17 protein-coding genes are annotated in these 17221 nt (G+C 68.2%); 6 read left to right on the top strand and 11 right to left on the bottom strand.

The genetic code is table 11. The features are described 5' to 3' along the window. Nucleotide 1: 1 nt before the first annotated feature. Entirely contained in the window at nt 2-1138 is a 1137-nt protein-coding gene (locus tag ACODTB_RS11925) for an acyl-CoA dehydrogenase family protein (protein WP_291112975.1), read from the bottom strand. Nucleotides 1139-1145: 7 nt separating this feature from the next. After that, nucleotides 1146-2768, bottom strand: coding sequence for a carboxyl transferase domain-containing protein (locus ACODTB_RS11920; protein WP_291112977.1), 1623 nt, complete (start codon nt 2766-2768; stop codon nt 1146-1148). Nucleotides 2769-2910: 142 nt separating this feature from the next. Here ACODTB_RS11920 and ACODTB_RS11915 point away from each other — a divergent pair, with 142 nt between their 5' ends. After that, the gene (locus tag ACODTB_RS11915; protein ID WP_488929362.1) at nt 2911-3930 is read left to right on the top strand and encodes an AraC family transcriptional regulator; all 1020 of its coding nucleotides are present in this window, start codon (nt 2911-2913) and stop codon (nt 3928-3930) included. Here the strand turns inward: ACODTB_RS11915 and ACODTB_RS11910 are convergent. Then, a complete protein-coding gene (locus ACODTB_RS11910) occupies nt 3859-4521 on the bottom strand; it encodes an HAD family hydrolase (protein ID WP_291112982.1) in 663 nt (220 codons plus the stop codon). The two genes, ACODTB_RS11915 and ACODTB_RS11910, sit on opposite strands and share 72 nt — an antisense overlap. A 111-nt stretch (nt 4522-4632) precedes the next feature. Further along, entirely contained in the window at nt 4633-5016 is a 384-nt protein-coding gene (locus ACODTB_RS11905; RefSeq protein ID WP_291112984.1) for a YchJ family protein, read from the bottom strand. Nucleotides 5017-5108: 92 nt separating this feature from the next. Between ACODTB_RS11905 and ACODTB_RS11900 the strand changes: the two genes are divergently transcribed. Then, nucleotides 5109-5813, top strand: a complete 705-nt coding sequence (locus tag ACODTB_RS11900) for a glutathione S-transferase N-terminal domain-containing protein (RefSeq protein WP_291112986.1) — start codon at nt 5109-5111, stop codon at nt 5811-5813. A 94-nt stretch (nt 5814-5907) separates the two neighbouring features. Here the strand turns inward: ACODTB_RS11900 and ACODTB_RS11895 are convergent, their stop codons facing one another. From ACODTB_RS11895 to ACODTB_RS11885, 3 genes are all read right to left on the bottom strand, one after another. Next, a complete protein-coding gene (locus ACODTB_RS11895) occupies nt 5908-7368 on the bottom strand; it encodes a TrkH family potassium uptake protein (RefSeq protein ID WP_291112988.1) in 1461 nt (486 codons plus the stop codon). Between the two features lie 13 nt (nt 7369-7381). Further along, nucleotides 7382-8773, bottom strand: coding sequence for a Trk system potassium transporter TrkA (gene trkA, locus ACODTB_RS11890; RefSeq protein ID WP_291112990.1), 1392 nt, complete (start codon nt 8771-8773; stop codon nt 7382-7384). A 326-nt stretch (nt 8774-9099) separates the two neighbouring features. Further along, a complete protein-coding gene (locus ACODTB_RS11885) occupies nt 9100-9522 on the bottom strand; it encodes a cupin domain-containing protein (RefSeq protein WP_291121091.1) in 423 nt (140 codons plus the stop codon). A gap of 144 nt (nt 9523-9666) precedes the next feature. On the opposite strand from ACODTB_RS11885, the gene aroC reads away from it, so the two are divergent. From aroC to ACODTB_RS11865, 4 genes are all read left to right on the top strand, one after another. Continuing rightward, nucleotides 9667-10767, top strand: a complete 1101-nt coding sequence (gene aroC, locus ACODTB_RS11880; protein WP_291121089.1) for a chorismate synthase — start codon at nt 9667-9669, stop codon at nt 10765-10767. Between the two features lie 22 nt (nt 10768-10789). Continuing rightward, complete coding sequence (locus ACODTB_RS11875; protein WP_488929361.1) at nt 10790-11968, top strand: MFS transporter; 1179 nt, start codon at nt 10790-10792, stop codon at nt 11966-11968. 157 nt (nt 11969-12125) lie between these two features. Further along, nucleotides 12126-13040: a 4-hydroxyphenylpyruvate dioxygenase gene (locus ACODTB_RS11870; protein WP_488929360.1), complete on the top strand. Its 915-nt coding sequence runs from the start codon at nt 12126-12128 to the stop codon at nt 13038-13040. A gap of 4 nt (nt 13041-13044) precedes the next feature. Continuing rightward, nucleotides 13045-13950 (top strand): sugar phosphate isomerase/epimerase family protein, encoded by a 906-nt coding sequence (locus ACODTB_RS11865; protein WP_291121707.1) that lies wholly within the window; start codon nt 13045-13047, stop codon nt 13948-13950. 12 nt (nt 13951-13962) lie between these two features. On the opposite strand, the gene ACODTB_RS11860 is transcribed toward ACODTB_RS11865, so the two are convergent. Genes ACODTB_RS11860 through ACODTB_RS11845 form a run of 4 tightly spaced genes read right to left on the bottom strand, consistent with a single transcriptional unit; the run spans nt 13963 to nt 17217 of the window. Then, on the bottom strand, nt 13963-14838 hold the full coding sequence (locus ACODTB_RS11860) for a DMT family transporter (protein WP_291121706.1): 876 nt from the start codon (nt 14836-14838) through the stop codon (nt 13963-13965). 6 nt (nt 14839-14844) lie between these two features. Continuing rightward, nucleotides 14845-15678: a shikimate dehydrogenase family protein gene (locus ACODTB_RS11855; protein ID WP_291121705.1), complete on the bottom strand. Its 834-nt coding sequence runs from the start codon at nt 15676-15678 to the stop codon at nt 14845-14847. 2 nt (nt 15679-15680) lie between these two features. After that, nucleotides 15681-16127 (bottom strand): type II 3-dehydroquinate dehydratase, encoded by a 447-nt coding sequence (gene aroQ, locus ACODTB_RS11850; protein WP_291121704.1) that lies wholly within the window; start codon nt 16125-16127, stop codon nt 15681-15683. Between the two features lie 40 nt (nt 16128-16167). Continuing rightward, a complete protein-coding gene (locus ACODTB_RS11845) occupies nt 16168-17217 on the bottom strand; it encodes a Gfo/Idh/MocA family protein (RefSeq protein WP_291121703.1) in 1050 nt (349 codons plus the stop codon). Between the last annotated feature and the right edge of the window lie 4 nt (nt 17218-17221).

The raw sequence follows: 17221 nt of genomic DNA, 5'->3' as shown, positions 1-17221 counted from the left end.
TTCAGTACCTCTTCGCCACTTCTTCCAGCATCACTTCGGTGGCGCCGCCGCCGATGGCCAGCACGCGCGCGTCGCGCCAGAGGCGCTCGATCGCGGTCTCGCGGATGAAACCCATGCCGCCGTGGAACTGCTGGCAGGTCTGCACCACCTCGTTGACCAGCTCGCCGGTGAGGGCCTTGAGCATGGAGACCTCCTGCACGATGTCGTGGCCCTGGGTCACGCTCCAGGCGCAGTGGTACATGAACTGGCGCGCCGCGCGCGTCTTGGCGTCCAGCATCGACACGCGCTGGCGGATGGTCTGCTTGTCCCACAGCGTGGCGCCGAAGGCCTGGCGCTGGCGCACGTAGTCGAGCGTGAGCTTCAGGGCCTGGGTGCAATGGCCGACCGCCATGGCCGCGAGCGCGATGCGCTCGGTCTGGAAGTTCTTCATGACCGAGTAGAAGCCCTTGCCCTGTTCGCCGAGCAGGTTCTCTTCCGGGATGCGCACATTGTCGAACACCAGTTCGGCCGTGTCGCTGGAAAGCCAGCCGGTCTTCTTGAGCGCGCGACCGACCGAGAAGCCCGGCGTGCCCTTCTCGACGATGAACATGGTCACGTCGTGGCGCGCCGTGCCTGTCTTGGCGGCGACGAAGTACAGGTCGGCGTGCACGCCGTTGGTAATGAACATCTTGGTGCCATTGAGCACCCACTGGTTGCCTTCCTTGCGCGCCGTGGTGCGGATGCCCGCCACGTCGGAACCCGCGCCGGGTTCGGTGATGCCGACCGCCGTGATCATCTCGCCGGCCGTGACCTTCTTCAGGTACTTCGCCTTCTGCGCCGGATTGCCCGCGTGGTGCAGGTGCGGGCCGGCCATGTCGGTGTGCACCAGCACGGTGATGATGAAACCGGCGAAGGTGGACTGCGACAGCGCTTCGGCGAACACCAGGTTGGTCAGCGCGTCGGCGTCGCCGCCGCCGTATTCGCCTTCGAACATCAGGCCCAGCAGGCCCGCCTGGCCCATGCGGCGCAGCACGTCGCGCGGCACCATGCCGGTCTCTTCCCAGGCGGCCGCGTGCGGTTCCACTTCGCGTTCCAGAAAACGCGCGACCTGGTCGCGCAGCAGCTCGTGGTCGGGGTTGTCGTAGATGGTGCGGTTCATGGCGCCCTCACATGCGGAAGACGCCGAACTTCGGCTCGCCGATCGGCGTATTCAGGGTGGCGGACAGCGCGAGACCGAGCACACGGCGCGTGTCGGCCGGATCGATCACGCCGTCGTCCCACAGGCGGGCACTGGCGTAGTACGGGTGCGACTGGTGCGCGAACTGGTCGAGCAGCGGCTGCTTGAATTTCGCCTCTTCGTCGGCGCTCCAGCTGCCGCCCTTGGCCTCGATGCCGTCGCGCCGCACGGTGGCCAGCACGCTGGCGGCCTGCTCGCCACCCATCACGCTGATGCGCGCGTTGGGCCACATCCAGAGGAAACGCGGGCTGTAGGCCCGGCCGCACATGCCGTAGTTGCCGGCGCCGTAGCTGCCGCCGATGATGATGGTGAACTTGGGCACCTGGGCAGTGGCGACGGCCGTGACCATCTTGGCGCCGTGGCGCGCGATGCCCTCGCTCTCGTATTTGCGGCCGACCATGAAGCCGGTGATGTTCTGCAGGAACAGCAAGGGCACCTTGCGCTGGCAGCACAGCTCGATGAAGTGCGCGCCCTTCTGTGCGCTCTCGGAGAACAGCACGCCGTTGTTGGCCACGATGCCGATCGGCATGCCCTCGATGTGCGCGAAGCCGCAGACCAGGGTGGCGCCGTAGCGCGCCTTGAACTCGTGGAACTCGCTGCCGTCGACCACACGGGCAATGATCTCGCGCACGTCGTAGGGCTTGCGCGTGTCGACCGGGATGACACCGTAGATCTCCTTCGGGTCGTACAGCGGCGCGCGCGGTTCGCGCAGCGCCTGGGTGGCGACCTTGCGGCGGTTGAGCGTGGCCACGGCCTGGCGCGCCAGCGCGAGCGCGTGCGCGTCGTTCTGAGCCAGGTGGTCGGCCACGCCCGAGAGGCGCGTGTGCACGTCGCCGCCGCCCAGGTCTTCGGCGCTCACGATCTCGCCGATGGCGGCCTTCACCAGCGGCGGGCCGCCCAGGAAGATGGTGCCCTGGTTCTTGACGATGATGGTCTCGTCGCTCATGGCCGGCACGTAGGCGCCGCCGGCGGTGCACGAGCCCATGACGACCGCGATCTGCGCGATGCCGTTGGCGCTCATGTTGGCCTGGTTGTAGAAGATGCGCCCGAAGTGCTCGCGGTCGGGGAACACGTCGTCCTGGTTCGGCAGGTTGGCGCCGCCCGAGTCCACCAGGTAGATGCAGGTCAGGTTGTTCTGCATCGCCACCTCCTGCGCCCGAAGGTGTTTCTTCACCGTCATCGGGTAGTAGGTGCCGCCCTTCACCGTGGCGTCGTTGCAGACGATCAGGCAGTCCACCCCACTGACGCGGCCGATGCCGGCGATCACACCGGCACAGGGCGCGCTGTCGGTGCCGTCGCGATCGGGGTACATGTTCAGCGCCGCGAGCGGGCTGAGTTCCAGGAAGGGCGTGCCCGGGTCCAGCAGCATCTGCACGCGGTCGCGTGGCAGCAGCTTGCCGCGCGCGGTGTGTTTGGCGCGGGCGGCTTCACCGCCGCCCAGGGTGGCTTTGGCGATCTGGGCCTTGAGGTCGTCGACCACCACCTGCATGGCCTGGGCATTGGCCTGGAAGTCGGCGGAACGGGCGTTGAGTTGTGTCTCCAGGATCGGCATGGCGGCATCCGTTGTGGTGTTTCGGGGCATTGTGGAGGATAGACACGCGGATGAGGGACGGTCTGCCATGCAGGTTGCAAATACCGCCGGATCTGGCGAAACTGGCGCCATGCCTCCCGCCTTGACCCCCGCCCTCACCCCCATGGCTTTTGTTCGTGCCATGGTGGCGGCCTACCGCGCGCGAAGCATGAACCCGGCAGGTGCGCTCGAACTGGCACAAATTCCGCCAGGGAAAGTTGATCAACCGGACGCCCGCATCACCGCGGCGCAGATGGAAGCGGTGTCGGAGGCCGCCATGCGCGAACTCGACGACGAAGGCCTGGGCTGCTTCAGCCGCGCCCTGCCGTGGGGCAGCTACGGCATGCTGGCGCGCGCCTCCCTCTCGGCGCCCACGCTGGGCATGGCGCTGCGGCGCTGGTGCCGCCACCACGGCCTGATCACCGACGATGTGGCGCTCTCGCTGGAGACCGTGGGCGAGCGCGCACGGCTGGTGCTGCGCCCGCACCGCCGCCCTGGGCCGCTCACCGAGTTCTGCGTGGTCTCGGTGCTGCGCAACATCCACGGCCTGGCGAGCTGGTACGTGGATTCGCGCATCCCGTTGCAGGGCGCGCAGTTTCCCTATGCGCCGCCGCCGCACCTGGACGCGTATGCCGTGCTGTTCGACGGTCCGGCCACCTTCGGCGCGGATGAGGCCGCGATCGCTTTCGACGCGCGTTACCTCAGCCTGCCGATGCGGCGCGACGAGGCCGCCATGAACCAGCTGCTGCAGCGCGCCCTGCCGCTCACCGTGCGCTCCTACCGGCGCGACCGCCTGCTGGTGCAGCGCGTGCGCCAGGTGCTCGCGACCCAGCCGCTGGACGCCCACAACGCCGACGACCTAGCCGCGCTGCTGAACGTCTCGGCGCGCACCCTGCACCGCCAGCTCAAGGACGAGGGCGCCTCGCTGCAGGCGCTGAAGGACGAGGTGCGGCGCCAGCGCGCCACCGAGCTGCTGCTGCGCACCCGCCGCCCGGTCAAGCAGGTGGCCCAGGCCTGCGGGTTCCAGAATGAGAAGAGCTTCATCCGCGCGTTTCGCGGCTGGACCGGGCGCTCACCGGGCGAGTGGCGCAGCGAACAGCTCGCGCAACTCGTCCATGTGGCCGAACACGCGCGCCACCGGTAGGCCCTCGAACGCGCGCCCATGCCCCTCGGGGCAGTAGCCCCACACCGTGGCACCGGCCGCCAGCCCGGCCTGGGCGCCGGTGGCCGTGTCCTCCACCACCAGGCAGCGCGCCGGGTCCACGCCCAGGTGCGCGGCGGCGGCCAGATAGACGTCGGGCGCAGGCTTGGAGCGCGGCTGGTCGTGGCCGCTGAAGACGCGCTCACCGAACAGCGGCAGCATGCCCACGAGATCGAGCTGCATCACCACCTTGGGCCGGTCGGCGCCCGAGGCGCAGGCGATGCGGCCGGCCACCTGACGGTGGATGGCCGTCACCGCCTCCACCGCGCCCTGCACCGCCTTGAGCTCGGCCAGCAGGCGCACGTTGCGGCGCGCGTAGAAGCCTTGCAACCATTCTTCGGTGAACGGTTTGCCAGTCTCGGCCTCGATGCGCGCGCGCTCGTCGCGCACCGCCTTGCCGATAAAAATATCCATGCACTCGGCCTGGGTCAGCGCCCAGCCGCTCTCGTTGAGCACTTCGCGCAAGACACCGTTGGTGATGGGCTCGCTGTCCACGAGCACGCCGTCGCAATCAAACAGAACTGCATCAAACATGGAGCACCCCCTGCGTCGCCCTCGGCGCCTCCCCCCTCGAGGGGGGCGACATCTGGGACCGGCGGAGCCGGATCCTCGATGTCTCTGTTTGAGGCTGCTTCGTTCGTGGCGTCACTTCATTTCTCCATCGACATAAAACCAATGGCCATTCTCCCGCACGAAGCGGCTGCGCTCGTGCAGGCGCTGGCCGCGCCCCTGCACCCGCGAGCGCGCCACGAACTCGACCTCGGCGTGGGTGTCGTCGAGCGGTATGTGGCGCTTCACCTCGAGCCCCAGCCACTTCACGCTGCCATCCAGGTCCAGGGAAGCCGGCCGCTGGCTCGGATGCCAGGTGGCCAGCAGGTGCGCCTCGTCACCGCGCACAAAGGCGGTGTAGCGTGAGCGCATGAGCGCCGCGGCGTCAGGGGCGGGAACGCCAGTGCCGAGGTAGCGACCGCAGCAATGCGGAAAATCCGGGCCGAGGCCACAAGGGCAGGCGTCTTTCGTCGTGGGCATGAGGGACCGATTATCGATCCCCTTGCAAGGGTGGGGGCATGGCGAGCGGGTGTTCCAATGGCGCCTCTCGTCTTCGACTTCAAGGACCGCCCATGAGCACGCTCGACACCTTCGCCATCACCCAGAAATGGCCCGCCGCCCACCCCGATCGCCTCCAGCTCTACTCGCTGCCCACGCCCAACGGCGTGAAGGTCTCGATCATGCTGGAGGAAACCGGTCTGCCCTACGAGCCGCACCTGGTGAGCTTCGACACCCACGACCAGATGTCGCCGGCGTTTCTCTCGCTCAACCCGAACAACAAGATCCCCGCCATCCTCGACCCCAACGGGCCGGACGGGCGCCCGCTGGCGCTCTGGGAGTCGGGCGCGATCCTGGTCTACCTGGCCGGCAGGACCGGCCGCTTCCTGCCCGACGACGCGGCGGGCAAATACGAGACCCTGCAGTGGCTGATGTTCCAGATGGGCGGCGTGGGTCCGATGTTCGGCCAGCTCGGCTTCTTCCACAAGTTCGCCGGCAAGGACTACGAGGACAAGCGACCGCGCGACCGCTACGTGAACGAGAGCAAGCGCCTGCTCAAGGTGCTGAACGAGCGCATGGAGAGCCGCGCCTGGCTGATGGGCGACGCCTACACCATCGCCGACATCGCCACCTGGCCCTGGGTGCGCAACCTGGTCGGCTTCTACGGCGCGGGCGAGATCGTGGGCTTCGCCGACTTCCCGAACCTGAAACGGGTGCTTGAAGCCTTCGAGCAGCGCCCCGCCGTGCAGCGCGGCCTGAAGATCCCCGCTCGCAACTGACGTGTCTTGATCCAGAGGCGCCGGGGAACTGGCTTCGCCAGGCCGCAGGCGCCGCCCCCTTGAGGGGGTCGCGCGAAGCGCGGCAGGGGTGGGCCTACTTTCTCCAGAAGTGGGTGGTGAAGAGAACGAGCACGGTCAGCAACTCCAGCCGGCCCAGCAGCATCGAGAAGCTCAGCACCCACAGCTGCACCGAGCTCAGCCCACCGAAGTGGCCGGTGGGCCCCACCTCACCCAGGCCCAGGCCGATGGTGTTGACGGTGGCGATCACGGCGGAGAACGCGGTCACCACGTCCATGCCGGTGAGCAGCAGCACCATGGTCAGGCCCACGGTGGTGGCGCCGTAGATCAGCATGAAGCCCAGCACGGCGGCCATCACCGAGGCGGGCATGACCACGCCGCCGAGCGTGACCGGGTTGACCACGCGCGGGTGGATGATGCGCACCAGCTCGCGCCGGGCCTGCTTGATCAGCAACACCATGCGGACCATCTTGATGCCGCCGCCGGTGGAGCCGGCGCAGGACACGAAACAACCCAGGAACAGCAGCAGCACCGGCGCGAACACCGGCCACTTCGCGTAATCGGCGGACGCGTAGCCCGTGGTGGTCGCCATCGACACCACGTGAAAGGCGCTGGTGCGCAGCGCCTCGGCCCAGTCGCTGTAGCCCCCGTGCGCCACCAGCAGCGCGGCCACCACCACGATGGAGACGGCCATCACGCCGACGTAGGTGCGGATCTCGTTGTCGTCGGTGAGCGGGCGCAGGGAACGCCGGCGCAGCACGATGAAGTAGCGCATGAAGCTCACGCCGGAGAGCAGCATGAACACGGTGGCGACGTTCTCGATCGCGGGCGAGTTGAAGTAGCCGAAGCTGGCGTCGTGCGACGAGAAGCCGCCCAGGCCCATGGTGGTGCACATGTGCATGAAGGCATCGGCCCAGCCCATGCCGGCCCAGCGGTAGGCCAGCATGCAGGCCACCGAGAGCAGCACATACACGCCCCAGAGGCCGCGCGCGGTTTCAGCGATGCGGGGCGTGAACTTGGTGTCCTTCATCGGCCCCGGCGTCTCGGCCCGGTAGAGCTGCACACCGCCGAGCCCCAGCAGAGGCAGCACGGCGACCACCAGCAGCATGATGCCCAGGCCGCCGATGAACTGCAGGAAGCAGCGCCACACATTGACCGAGACCGGCAAAGCGTCGAGCCCCGAGATGGCGGTGGCGCCCGTCGCGGTGAGCGCGCTCATGGCCTCGAAGTAGGCCTTGGTCACGCCGATGCCGGGCACGGTGTAAAGCAGCGGCGCGGCGGCAAAGGCCGGCAGCACCAGCCACACCAGGTTGACCAGCAGGAAGCCGTCCTTGGTCTGCAGCTCGCGGCGGTGCAGGCGGGTGTAGCGCCACAGCACCAGGCCGCAGGCCGCCGTGACCGCGAAGCCCACGGCCCAGACCGCGGCGTGGTCGCGCGCGTCCAGGAACCAGGCCCAGGCCAGCGGCACCAGAAAAGCCGGCGCGAACGCCAGCAGGATGCGCGAAAACACGGCGAGAACCGGCAGCACGTTGTACATGGCGCGGGGGTCTTCAGCCGAAGAAGGTGGCACTCACCTGGAACAGGCGCTCGACCTCGCGGACGAGGCGCTTGTTCGGGATGAAGACGATGATGTGGTCGTCGGTCTCGATCACGGTGTCGTGGTGCGGCATCAGCACCTCGGACTTGCGGCCCTCGCCGCGCACGATGGCGCCGATGCGCGTACCCTTGGGCAGCTTGATCTCCTCCACCTTGCGACCGACCAGCTTGCTGGTCTTGACGTCGCCGCGCGCGATGCCTTCGAGCGCTTCGGCCGCGCCCCGGCGCAGGCTGTGCACCGCGGCCACGTCGCCGCGCCGCAGGTGGGTGAGCAGTTCACCGATGACGGCCTGCGAGGGCGAGATGGCGATGTCGATGGTGCTGCCCTGCATCATGTCGGCGTAGGCGCGGCGGTTGATGAGCGAGAGCACGCGCCCTGCGCCCAGGCGCTTGGCCAGCATGGCGGACATGATGTTGTCCTCGTCGTCGCTGGTGAGCGCGAGGAACATGTCCATCTCGCCCACGTTCTCGTCCAGCAGCAGTTCCTCGTCGGCGCCATCGCCTTGCAGGATCAGCATGTTCGAGGGCAGCTGGCTGGCCAGGTACTCGCAGCGCTGGAGGTCGCGTTCGATGATCTTCACTTCGCATTGGCCCGCGAGGCTGCGCGCCAGCCGCAGGCCGACCTTGCCGCCGCCGGTGATCATGAGCCGGCGCACGGGTTTGTCGATGTGGTGGACCGCGCCCAGCACGTGGCGGATCTTCTGCGTGTCGGCCAGCACGAACACCTCGTCGCCCGCGAGGATGCGGGTCTGCGGGGTGGCTTCCATTTCGGCGTCGAGCCGGTAGAGCGCGACGACGCGCATTTCGGCGTGGGGAAAGCGTTCGCGGATCTCGCCGATGGTGTGGCCCACCAGGGCGCCGCCATGGGCCGCGCGCACCGCGATCAGGCTGGCACGGCCGTCGGCGAACTCGAGCACCTGCAGGGCTTCGGGGTAGCTGATGAGCTGGTGGATGTAGCGCATCACCGACTCTTCGGGGCAGATCACGTGGTCGACGGCGAAGCCGTTCTTGCCCAGCAATTCGTCGCCTTCGGTGAATTCGGGGGAGCGCAGGCGGGCGATGGTGCTGTGGACGTTGAAGACGTCGTGGGCGACTTTGCAGACGACCAGGTTGGTTTCGTCGTGCGCGGCGCAGGCGATGAGCATGTCGGTGTCCTGCGCACCGGCTTCGCGCAGCACGGAGGGCTGGATACCGTTGCCGACCACGCCCCGCAGATCCAGCCGTTCCTCCAGCGCGCGCAGGCGGGCTGGGTCCATGTCGATCACGGTGATGTCGTTCTGCTCGGAGACCAGGCTTTCGGCGACGCTTTCGCCCACGCGGCCGGCGCCCAGGATGATGATGTTCATGGTGGCGCGATCATACGAGGGAGCGGGTCTTTGGGTTCGTTTCTGGCTTAGACCTCGCGGGCTCACGGACGCCCGGCGCTCTGCTCCGCGGGTGTCCCCCGCCGGCTGGTGCCGGCTCCTCCTTTACCCCGCTGCGCAGAACGCCCGGGTGGTCGATCCGAAGCGATGCTGGCGCATCAAACGGTTGCGTGCCTGCATGGTGGCAAGGCTCCAGGGGTGGGTGATGGGCGGAGCGAAGTAAAGGAGGAGGCGGCCTCCCGCCGCCGGGGGACATTCGCGGAGCCCATCGCCCGCCCCTGGGGCCTCAAAGGCACGCAGGAGCGAAATCAAACCCAAGGCGTCGGCTTGGGAATCTCACAAACCGGCTCCACATCGATCGACTTGAAGTCCGCCGGAGACACGATCTCCAGGTACTCCATATCGGGCGAATAGTCGAACAGGTAATGGCGGATCCCAGGCCGCTGGTGCACACAGTCGCCGGCCTCCACCAGCGTCTCCTGGTCCTCGTACATGAAGCGGGCCCAGCCCTTGAGCATGATCACGATCTGGAAGTCCGCCTCGTGCCGGTGCCAGCCCGTGCCTTCCTCCGGCGGAAGATTCGCCTTCACCAGATGCGCAATCACCTTGCCGTGCGTCGCCTGGGCGATCCCCAGGTCGCGGTACAGGAAAAAATCGCGCAGGCCGCCACTCACATAGTCGCCTTCGCCGCCCTTCACGTGAGAAAACAAGGTGGAGGTTCGATCAAGCATGGGACGCTCCTTTCTGGGGATGGACAGCAACCAACTGCTGCGCCGCAGCACAAAGCACAAAATGTTCCCGTCCCCCAGGCACGATCGCATGCACCAGACTGGCCCACCGACGCACCAGCGTGCCTCAGGGATAATCACCCACCTATGAGCGGCAACACCTTCGGCACCCTGTTTTGCGTCACCAACTTCGGTGAATCCCACGGCCCGGCCATTGGCTGCGTGATCGACGGCTGCCCACCGGGCATGGCACTCAGCGAGGCCGACATCCAGGCCGAGCTCGACCGCCGCCGCCCCGGCACGAGCAAATTCGTCACCCAGCGCAACGAACCCGACACCGTCGAAATCCTCAGCGGCGTGTACGAAGGCAAGACCACCGGCACCCCCATCGCCCTGCTGATCCGCAACACCGACCAGCGCAGCAAGGACTACGGCAACATCCTGCAGACCTTCCGCCCCGGCCACGCCGACTACACCTACTGGCAGAAATACGGCATCCGCGACCCGCGCGGCGGCGGGCGCAGCTCGGCGCGCCTCACCGCGCCCACCGTGGCCGCCGGTGCGGTCGCCAAGAAATGGCTCAAGGAACGCTACGGCACCACCTTCCGCGGCCACATGACGCAGGTCGGCGAGCTGGCCATTCCCTTCGAGAGCTGGGACCACGTGCCCCACAACCCCTTCTTCGCCCCGGTCGCCGATGTGTCGGCCATCGAGGCCTACATGAACGAGCTGCGCAAGAGCGGCGACTCCTGCGGCGCGCGCCTGCGCGTCACGGCGCAAGGCATGCCGGTCGGCCTGGGGCAGCCGCTGTACGACCGGCTCGATGCCGACATCGCCTACGCCATGCTCGGCCTCAACGCCGTCAAGGGCGTGGAGATCGGCGCCGGCTTCGCCAGCGTGGCGCACCGGGGCAGCACGCACGGCGACAGCCTCACGCCGGAGGGCTTCAAGGGCAACAACGCTGGCGGCATCCTCGGCGGCATCAGCACCGGGCAGGATCTGGAAGTGCAGATCGCGATCAAACCCACCAGCTCCATCCTGATTCCCCGCGAGACCATCGACACGGCCGGCCAGCCCACCGAAGTCATCACCAAGGGCCGCCACGACCCCTGCGTGGGCATCCGCGCCACCCCCATCGCCGAGGCCTTGCTGGCCCTGGTGGTGATGGACCACGCGCTGCTGCACCGCGCGCAATGCGGCGACGTGCAGCTGCCCACGCCGGACATCGCGGCCCAGGCGCGCGGCTGAACCCCCGGCCGTCTGGCCTGCCGTGGTCGAGCGCCGCCAACTCTTCCCTTTCGCCGCGCTGTCCGCGAGCTACTTCGCGCACATCGGCTTTTTCAACCCCTACTTGCCGCTGTGGCTGAAAGAGCTCGGCTTCGGCTTGATCGCCATCGCCGTGCTGACCTCGGTGCAGTCGGCCACGCGCCTGTTCGCACCCTACCTGTGGGGTTCGCTGAGCGACCGCACCGGTGAGCGCGTGCGCCTGCTGCGCTTTGGCGCCACCACCGCACTGCTGCTCTCGCTGGGCCTGTGGTTCGACGGGGGCGGCGTGGTGCTGTTCGTGGTGCTGCTGCTCATGTTCAGCCATACCAGCGGCATGATGCCCATGAGCGAGGCCGCGCTCGCCCACCTGGTGAGCCAGAGCGGCGCCTTCGACGCGAAGCGCTACGGCCGCGTGCGCCTATGGGGCTCGCTGGGCTTCCTGGTCACGGTCGTCGCCGCAGGCCTGTGGTTCGAGCGCTTTGGCCTGGTGCACTTCCCGGCCTGGACGCTGGGCACGCTCGCCGCCGTGGCCGTCAGCGCCTGGCTGCTGCCCGACTTCCGCGAACCCGCCCACGCCACGCAGGCGCCCCAGCCCGGCGTGTGGCCGGTGCTGCGCCAGCCGCCGGTGCGCTGGTTCTTCGCGGCGGTGTTCTTCCACGTGCTCGCGCACATCTTCATCTACGTCTTCTTCTCGCTCTACCTGGACTCGCTGGGCTACAGCAAGACCGTGATCGGCCTGATGTGGGCGCTGTCGGTGGTGATCGAGATCGGCTGGTTCTTCACGCAGGGCCGCTGGCTGCCGCTGCTCTCGCTCTCGGGCTGGCTGGTGCTGGCCGCCGCACTGATGTCGCTGCGCATGGGCCTCACGGCCGGCTTCGCACTGGTGTGGCCGGTGCTGCTGCTGGCGCAGGCCCTGCACGCCATCACCTTCGCCGCGCACCACACGGTGTGCATCGCCATGCTGTCCCACCATTTCCCCGGCCGCCTGCGCGGGCGCGGCCAGGCGCTCTACACCGTGGTGGGCTACGGCCTGCCCGGCGTGGTGGGGGGCATCAGCGGCGGCCTGCTCAGCTCAGCCTTCGGGCTGGCCAGCGTGTTCTGGCTGTCGGCCCTGCTGGCGCTGGTGGCCACGGGCTGCGCGCTGCGGGCCCGGGCGCTGAACGCGGTGGTGTCGCCGGGGTGAATCAGAAACCCTTGTCTGGATCGTTTATCGAACGAAAGCGTGCGAACATCGATCGGAGTGTGTGTGCAAACCCTGGTCATGCCGGAGGTTGACACCTAAAGTGCGGGGTGGCCCGGCCGCTGGCCTGTTCCGTTTTCTGATCTCCGGAGTTGTCGACATGAGTGATTTCCTGCTCAACCCACAGGAAGGCCGCGAGCCCCTGCAAGCCTCTTTCAGCGACGCGGCCAACCCGCTGGGCCTGGACGGCGTCGAGTTCATCGAATACGCCACCAGCAAGCCGCAGGCGCTGGGCCAGGTGCTGGAGATGATGGGTTTCCGCCCGGTGGCGCGCCACCGTTCGCGCGAGGTGCTGCTGTACCGCCAGGGCGGGCTCAATGTGGTGGTCAACGCCAACCCGGTGGACGCCAAGGGCGCCGGCCACGGCAGCGACGTGCCCTCGATCTCGGCCATGGCGCTGCGGGTGCGCGACGCGCGCGCGGCCTACCACTACGTGCTCGAGCGCGGCGCCTGGTCGGTGCCCACGCACGCCCAGGTGATGGAGCTCAACATCCCGGCCATCCACGGCGCGGGCGGCAGCCGCATCTATTTCGTGGACCGCTACAAGGACTTCTCGATCTACGATGTGGACTTCGTGCCGATTCCTTCGGTCGACCAGCACCCGCCGGCCACCGCCGGCATCCACTTCTTCGGTGTCGTGCAGTACATCGGCCCCGAGCGCAGCAACGACTGGATCGCGTTCTACGAAGAACTCTTCGGCACCGAGCTGATTCCCGACGAGCAGCGCTTCGGCATCATGCCCAAGGGCACGCTGCTGCGCACCCCGGCGCTCGACCCGTCGCAGCGCTTCATGCTGCAGCTCATCGAACCCGAGTTGCACGTGGTGGACGCCGACGAGCGCCTGCAGCGCATCGGCCTGGGCGTGCCCGATGTGCTCGAAGCCGTGAAGGCGCTGCGCGCGCTCGGTGTGGAGTTCGTCGAGACCCAGGCCGCGCACACCGAGCAGCGCGGCGCCATCAGCAAGACCTACCTGGGCTCGGTCGTGTTCGAGCTGGTGCACAGTGAGAAGGAGTGAGGCCATGAGCCCGAACCGCGCTTCCATCGAGGCCATCAGCGGCTTCGGCATGGACACCATCACGCTGGCCGGCCCGCTCGAAGCCAAGCTGGCGGCCATGAAGGCCGCCGGCTTTTCGCAGGTGATGCTCAAGGCGAACGACCTGGTCGGCCACCCCGGCGGCCTGGGCGCGGCCGTGCAGGCCGTGAAGGACAGCGGCCTGCGCGGCACCGGCTTCCAGGTGCTGCGCGACTTCGAGGGCCTCTCGGGCCACCTGCACCACTACAAGGTGGACATCGCCAAGAACATGCTCGAAATGTGCGCCGCGCTGGGCTGCAAGGTGCTGCTGGCCTGCTCGTCCACCTCGGCGCACGCCTCGCAGGACCTCGACCACATCGCGCGCGACCTGCGCAAGCTCGCCATGCTGGCGGTTCCCTTCGGCATCCGCATCGCCTACGAAGGCCTGTCCTGGGGCCGCACGGTCAACGAGTTCACCACCGCCTGGGACGTGGTCTGCCGCGCCGACTGCCCCAACCTCGGCCTGGGCATCGACTCGTTCCACATCTTCGCGGCCAAGACCTCGCTGGAAGAGATCGACTACCTCGACCCGGCCAAGATCTTCCTGGTGCAGCTGGCCGATTTCATGTGGCAGGAGACCAAGACCTTCGAGGAGCGCATGGCCACCGCGCGCACCTTCCGCGTGTTCCCTGGTGAGGGCGTGCACAGCGAGCAGCTGGCCGAACTCGTGCTCAAGCTCGACAAGCTGGGCTACGAGGGCGACTACAGCTTCGAGGTGTTCAACGACGACTACCAGCAGATGCCGCTGCCGGTGGTGGCCGAGCGCGCGCGCCGCTCGGCGCTGTGGCTGGCCGAGGACGTGATGCGCCGCTCGATGCCGCTGCCCAATCAGATGCGCCTGAAGACGCGCTGAGCAACGGGGGGCTCAGCCCCTGCGCAGGCGCACGCCCAGCCAGCCGCACAGCGCGATGAGCGCGATGCCGACCACGGTCCAGACATCGGGCGCGTAGCCGAACACCACCCAGCCGGCGAGGGTGGCGAACGCGATCTGGGCGTACAGGTAGGGCGTGAGGCGCGAGGCCGGTGCGTGGTGGTAGGCCTGGATCAGCAGGTAGTGGCCCACCGAGCCGAACACGCCCAGCAGACCAGCGAGCGCCCACAGCGTCCAGTCGGCCATCGGCGCCCAGCCCCAGGGCAGCAGCAGCGAGCAGCAGGCCAGGCCGAGCAGGCCGGTGTAGAAGTGCATGGTGCCCGGGTCTTCGGTGCGCACCATGCGGCTGGTGAGGATCTGATAGGCCGCGTTCACGAGAACCAGCAGCAGGGGCAGCAGCATGGCGCCGTGAAAATCGCTGCCCTTGGGGCGGATCACGATCATCGCGCCGGCCAGGCCCCCGATCACCAGCGCCCAGGTGAGCGCGGACACCGGTTCGCGCAGCATCAGCGCGGCCAGCAGCGTGACCGCCAGCGGCACCAGCATCATGATGGCGGTGAACTCGCCCACCGGCACGTGGCGCAGGGCCAGGTAGGCCACCACGCTGGAGCCCAGCATCAGCACGCCGCGGCCGAACTGCCAGCCCGGCGCGCGGGTGTGCAGCAGCGTGCGCCCACGCTGCGGCCAGAGCAGGGCGGTGGTCATCAGGGTCTGGGTGAGGTAACGCAGCCAGACCGCCATCACCACCGGCACGGCGGGGCCCACGTATTGGGAGGTGGTGTCGAGCAGCGCGAAACACAGCGTGGCGCAGACCAGCAGCGCGATGCCCAGTGCGGTGCGTTTCGGGGAGTGGGTGTCGGGGTGCGTCACGCCGGCTCAGTAGCTCAGCCGGGCCACGGATCGCAACACCTCGGCCGTGGTGGTGGGCAGGCCGAAGAATTCCAGGTAGGCCGGGATCTGCTCGAACAGCATGTCCGAGCCCACCTGCACCGGGCAGCCGCGCGCCCGCGCGGCCGAAAGGAAGGCCGTCATCTCGGTGCGCATCACCACCTCGCCCACGAAGGTGCGCGCCTCCAGGCGCGACACGTCCATCGGCAGCGGGTCGCCCTCGTTCATGCCCATGGGCGTGGCGTTGACCACCAGGTCCATGCCGGCCGGGTCGTTGCTGCCGGTGCTCACCTCGATGCGCGGGTAGCTGGCCTTCAGGCGCAGGCCCAGGGCGCTGGCCGAGGTGGCGTTCACGTCGTGCAGCGCGATCGCGCCGATGCCCGCGCCGGCCAGCGAAGCCGCGATGGCACTGCCCACGCCGCCGCTGCCCACCACCAACACGCGCGCGCCCTGCAGGTTCAGGCCCTTGCGCTGCACGCCGCGCACGAAGCCCGCGCCGTCGAACATGTCGCCCACCAGGCGGCCGTCCTCGGTGCGTTTGACGGCGTTGCACGCGCCGGCCACCCTCACCGTGGGCGTGACCTCGTCCATCAGCCCCACCGTGGCCACCTTGTGCGGCATCGTGATCAGCGCGCCCCGGATGTTGGTGAGCGTGAAGATCGACTTGAGGAACGCCGGGTAATCGGGTGGCTGGCAGCCCATGGGCACCACCACCGCATTCACCCCCACGTGCTCGAAGTAGGGGTTGTAGATCATCGGCGACTTGAAGGTATGCGTCGGATACCCGATGTGCGCGATGAGCTCGGTGGTGCCGTTGATCATGGTCAGCCCTTCTTGGCGCGCGCGTGGCTCACGGCCGTGCGCAGGCCCATCAGGTAGCTCTCGACGCCGAAGCCGGCAATCTGGCCTTGTGCGATCTCGGCCAGCACCGAGTGGTGGCGGAAGGTCTCGCGCGCATGGATGTTGGACATGTGCACTTCGACGATCGGGCAGGGCAGGATGGCCAGCGCGTCGCGGATGCCGTAGCTGTAGTGCGTCCACGCACCGGCGTTGATCATCACCGCGTCCACCTGGTCGAAGTAGGCCTGGTGGATGCGCTCGCACATCGCGCCTTCGAAGTTGGTCTGGAAGGCCTCCACCTCCACGCCCAGTTCCCTGCCCAGCTCGCTCACCTGCTCGTTGATCTGGTCGAGCGTGATGGTGCCGTACTGCTTGGGGTCGCGCTTGCCGAACATGTTGAGGTTGATGCCGTGCAGCATGAGAACTTTCATCGTCGCTCCAGAAGATGGGATGGTTGAAAAAGAAATGGGTTCAGGCCAGTTCGACGACGCGGCCCGTGGTGGCCGCTTCGGCGATGGCTTCGGTGACGCGCAGATTGTCCAGGCCGTCGCGCGCGCTCACCATGGGTGAGGTTTCGCCGCGCACCACGGCACCGAAATGGTCCATCTGGTGTTGCAGCGGATCGCCGCGCACCAGGCCCACTGTACCCACCTCGAAAGGCTTCCACCACGAGCGGTCTTCGGCGCGCGGGTAAGTCTTGAGCCGCATGGTGGGCACCGAGAGGCTGCCGTCGGTGCCGGCGATCACGTAGCAGTCCTCGTCGGCGTAGCTGGGGTAAGCCTTGTTCTCCTGCGAGGTCTGTTCCCAGCTGCGTGGGCAGGCGGCGGTGTCCGAGAGCATGAAGCTGCCCAGCGCGCCGTTGGTGAAGCGCAGGTTGATGGCCACCGTGTCCTCCACCGCGAAGCCGCGCGTGGCGTGCGACTTGAACGCCTGCACCGCGCCGATGTCGCCGCAGAGCATGCGCAGGTTGTGCACCTCGTGGATCATGTTGAGCAGGATCGGCCCGCCGCCGATCTCGCGGCGCCAGGGGCTGTCGGCAAAATAGCTTGCGGGCTTGTAGAACAGGGCGCTGCCCATCACGCTCACCAGCCGGCCCAGCTGGCCCGAGGCCACCACCTGGCGCGCCTTGGCCATGATGGGGCTGTGGGCCCGGTGGTGGCCGATCAGCACGGCCGCGCCGCTGTTGTCCACCGCGTCCACCAGCCGCCGGCCTTCGGCGACCGTGGTGGCGATGGGTTTTTCCACCAGCACCGGCACCCCCTCGGCCAGGCATTGCAAGGCCTGGGGCACGTGCAGCGCGTTGGGCGTGGCCAGCACCAGGCCGTCGGGCCGGTGCTCGCTGGCCAGCAAGGCCTCGATGGACGGGTAGAGCGGCACGCCCGCCTGCCGCGCCACGGCCTGCGCGGCCGGCGAAGGATCGACCACCGCGCTCAGGGTGCAGCCCGCGCTGGCCTGCGCCACGCCCATGTGGGCCTGGCCGATGTAGCCGGCGCCGGCCACGGCGATGCGGGTCTTGCTCATGGGC

The sequence above is a fragment of the Hydrogenophaga sp. FG152 genome (genome assembly GCF_057809615.1).
This window is presented reverse-complemented; position numbering and strand designations above follow the sequence as displayed.

Excerpts from the sequence above, each read along its gene's own strand:
- trkA (WP_291112990.1), bottom strand. The coding sequence starts at position 8,773 with ATGAACATCATCATCCTGGGCGCCGGCCGCGTGGGCGAAAGCGTCGCC.
- ACODTB_RS11915 (WP_488929362.1), top strand. The coding sequence starts at position 2,911 with ATGGCTTTTGTTCGTGCCATGGTGGCGGCCTACCGCGCGCGAAGCATG.
- ACODTB_RS11920 (WP_291112977.1), bottom strand. The coding sequence starts at position 2,768 with ATGCCGATCCTGGAGACACAACTCAACGCCCGTTCCGCCGACTTCCAG.
- aroC (WP_291121089.1), top strand. The coding sequence starts at position 9,667 with ATGAGCGGCAACACCTTCGGCACCCTGTTTTGCGTCACCAACTTCGGT.
- ACODTB_RS11925 (WP_291112975.1), bottom strand. The coding sequence starts at position 1,138 with ATGAACCGCACCATCTACGACAACCCCGACCACGAGCTGCTGCGCGAC.
- ACODTB_RS11910 (WP_291112982.1), bottom strand. The coding sequence starts at position 4,521 with ATGTTTGATGCAGTTCTGTTTGATTGCGACGGCGTGCTCGTGGACAGC.
- ACODTB_RS11865 (WP_291121707.1), top strand. The coding sequence starts at position 13,045 with ATGAGCCCGAACCGCGCTTCCATCGAGGCCATCAGCGGCTTCGGCATG.
- ACODTB_RS11900 (WP_291112986.1), top strand. The coding sequence starts at position 5,109 with ATGAGCACGCTCGACACCTTCGCCATCACCCAGAAATGGCCCGCCGCC.
- ACODTB_RS11885 (WP_291121091.1), bottom strand. The coding sequence starts at position 9,522 with ATGCTTGATCGAACCTCCACCTTGTTTTCTCACGTGAAGGGCGGCGAA.
- ACODTB_RS11855 (WP_291121705.1), bottom strand. The coding sequence starts at position 15,678 with ATGATCAACGGCACCACCGAGCTCATCGCGCACATCGGGTATCCGACG.
- ACODTB_RS11870 (WP_488929360.1), top strand. The coding sequence starts at position 12,126 with ATGAGTGATTTCCTGCTCAACCCACAGGAAGGCCGCGAGCCCCTGCAA.
- ACODTB_RS11845 (WP_291121703.1), bottom strand. The coding sequence starts at position 17,217 with ATGAGCAAGACCCGCATCGCCGTGGCCGGCGCCGGCTACATCGGCCAG.
- aroQ (WP_291121704.1), bottom strand. The coding sequence starts at position 16,127 with ATGAAAGTTCTCATGCTGCACGGCATCAACCTCAACATGTTCGGCAAG.
- ACODTB_RS11895 (WP_291112988.1), bottom strand. The coding sequence starts at position 7,368 with ATGTACAACGTGCTGCCGGTTCTCGCCGTGTTTTCGCGCATCCTGCTG.
- ACODTB_RS11905 (WP_291112984.1), bottom strand. The coding sequence starts at position 5,016 with ATGCCCACGACGAAAGACGCCTGCCCTTGTGGCCTCGGCCCGGATTTT.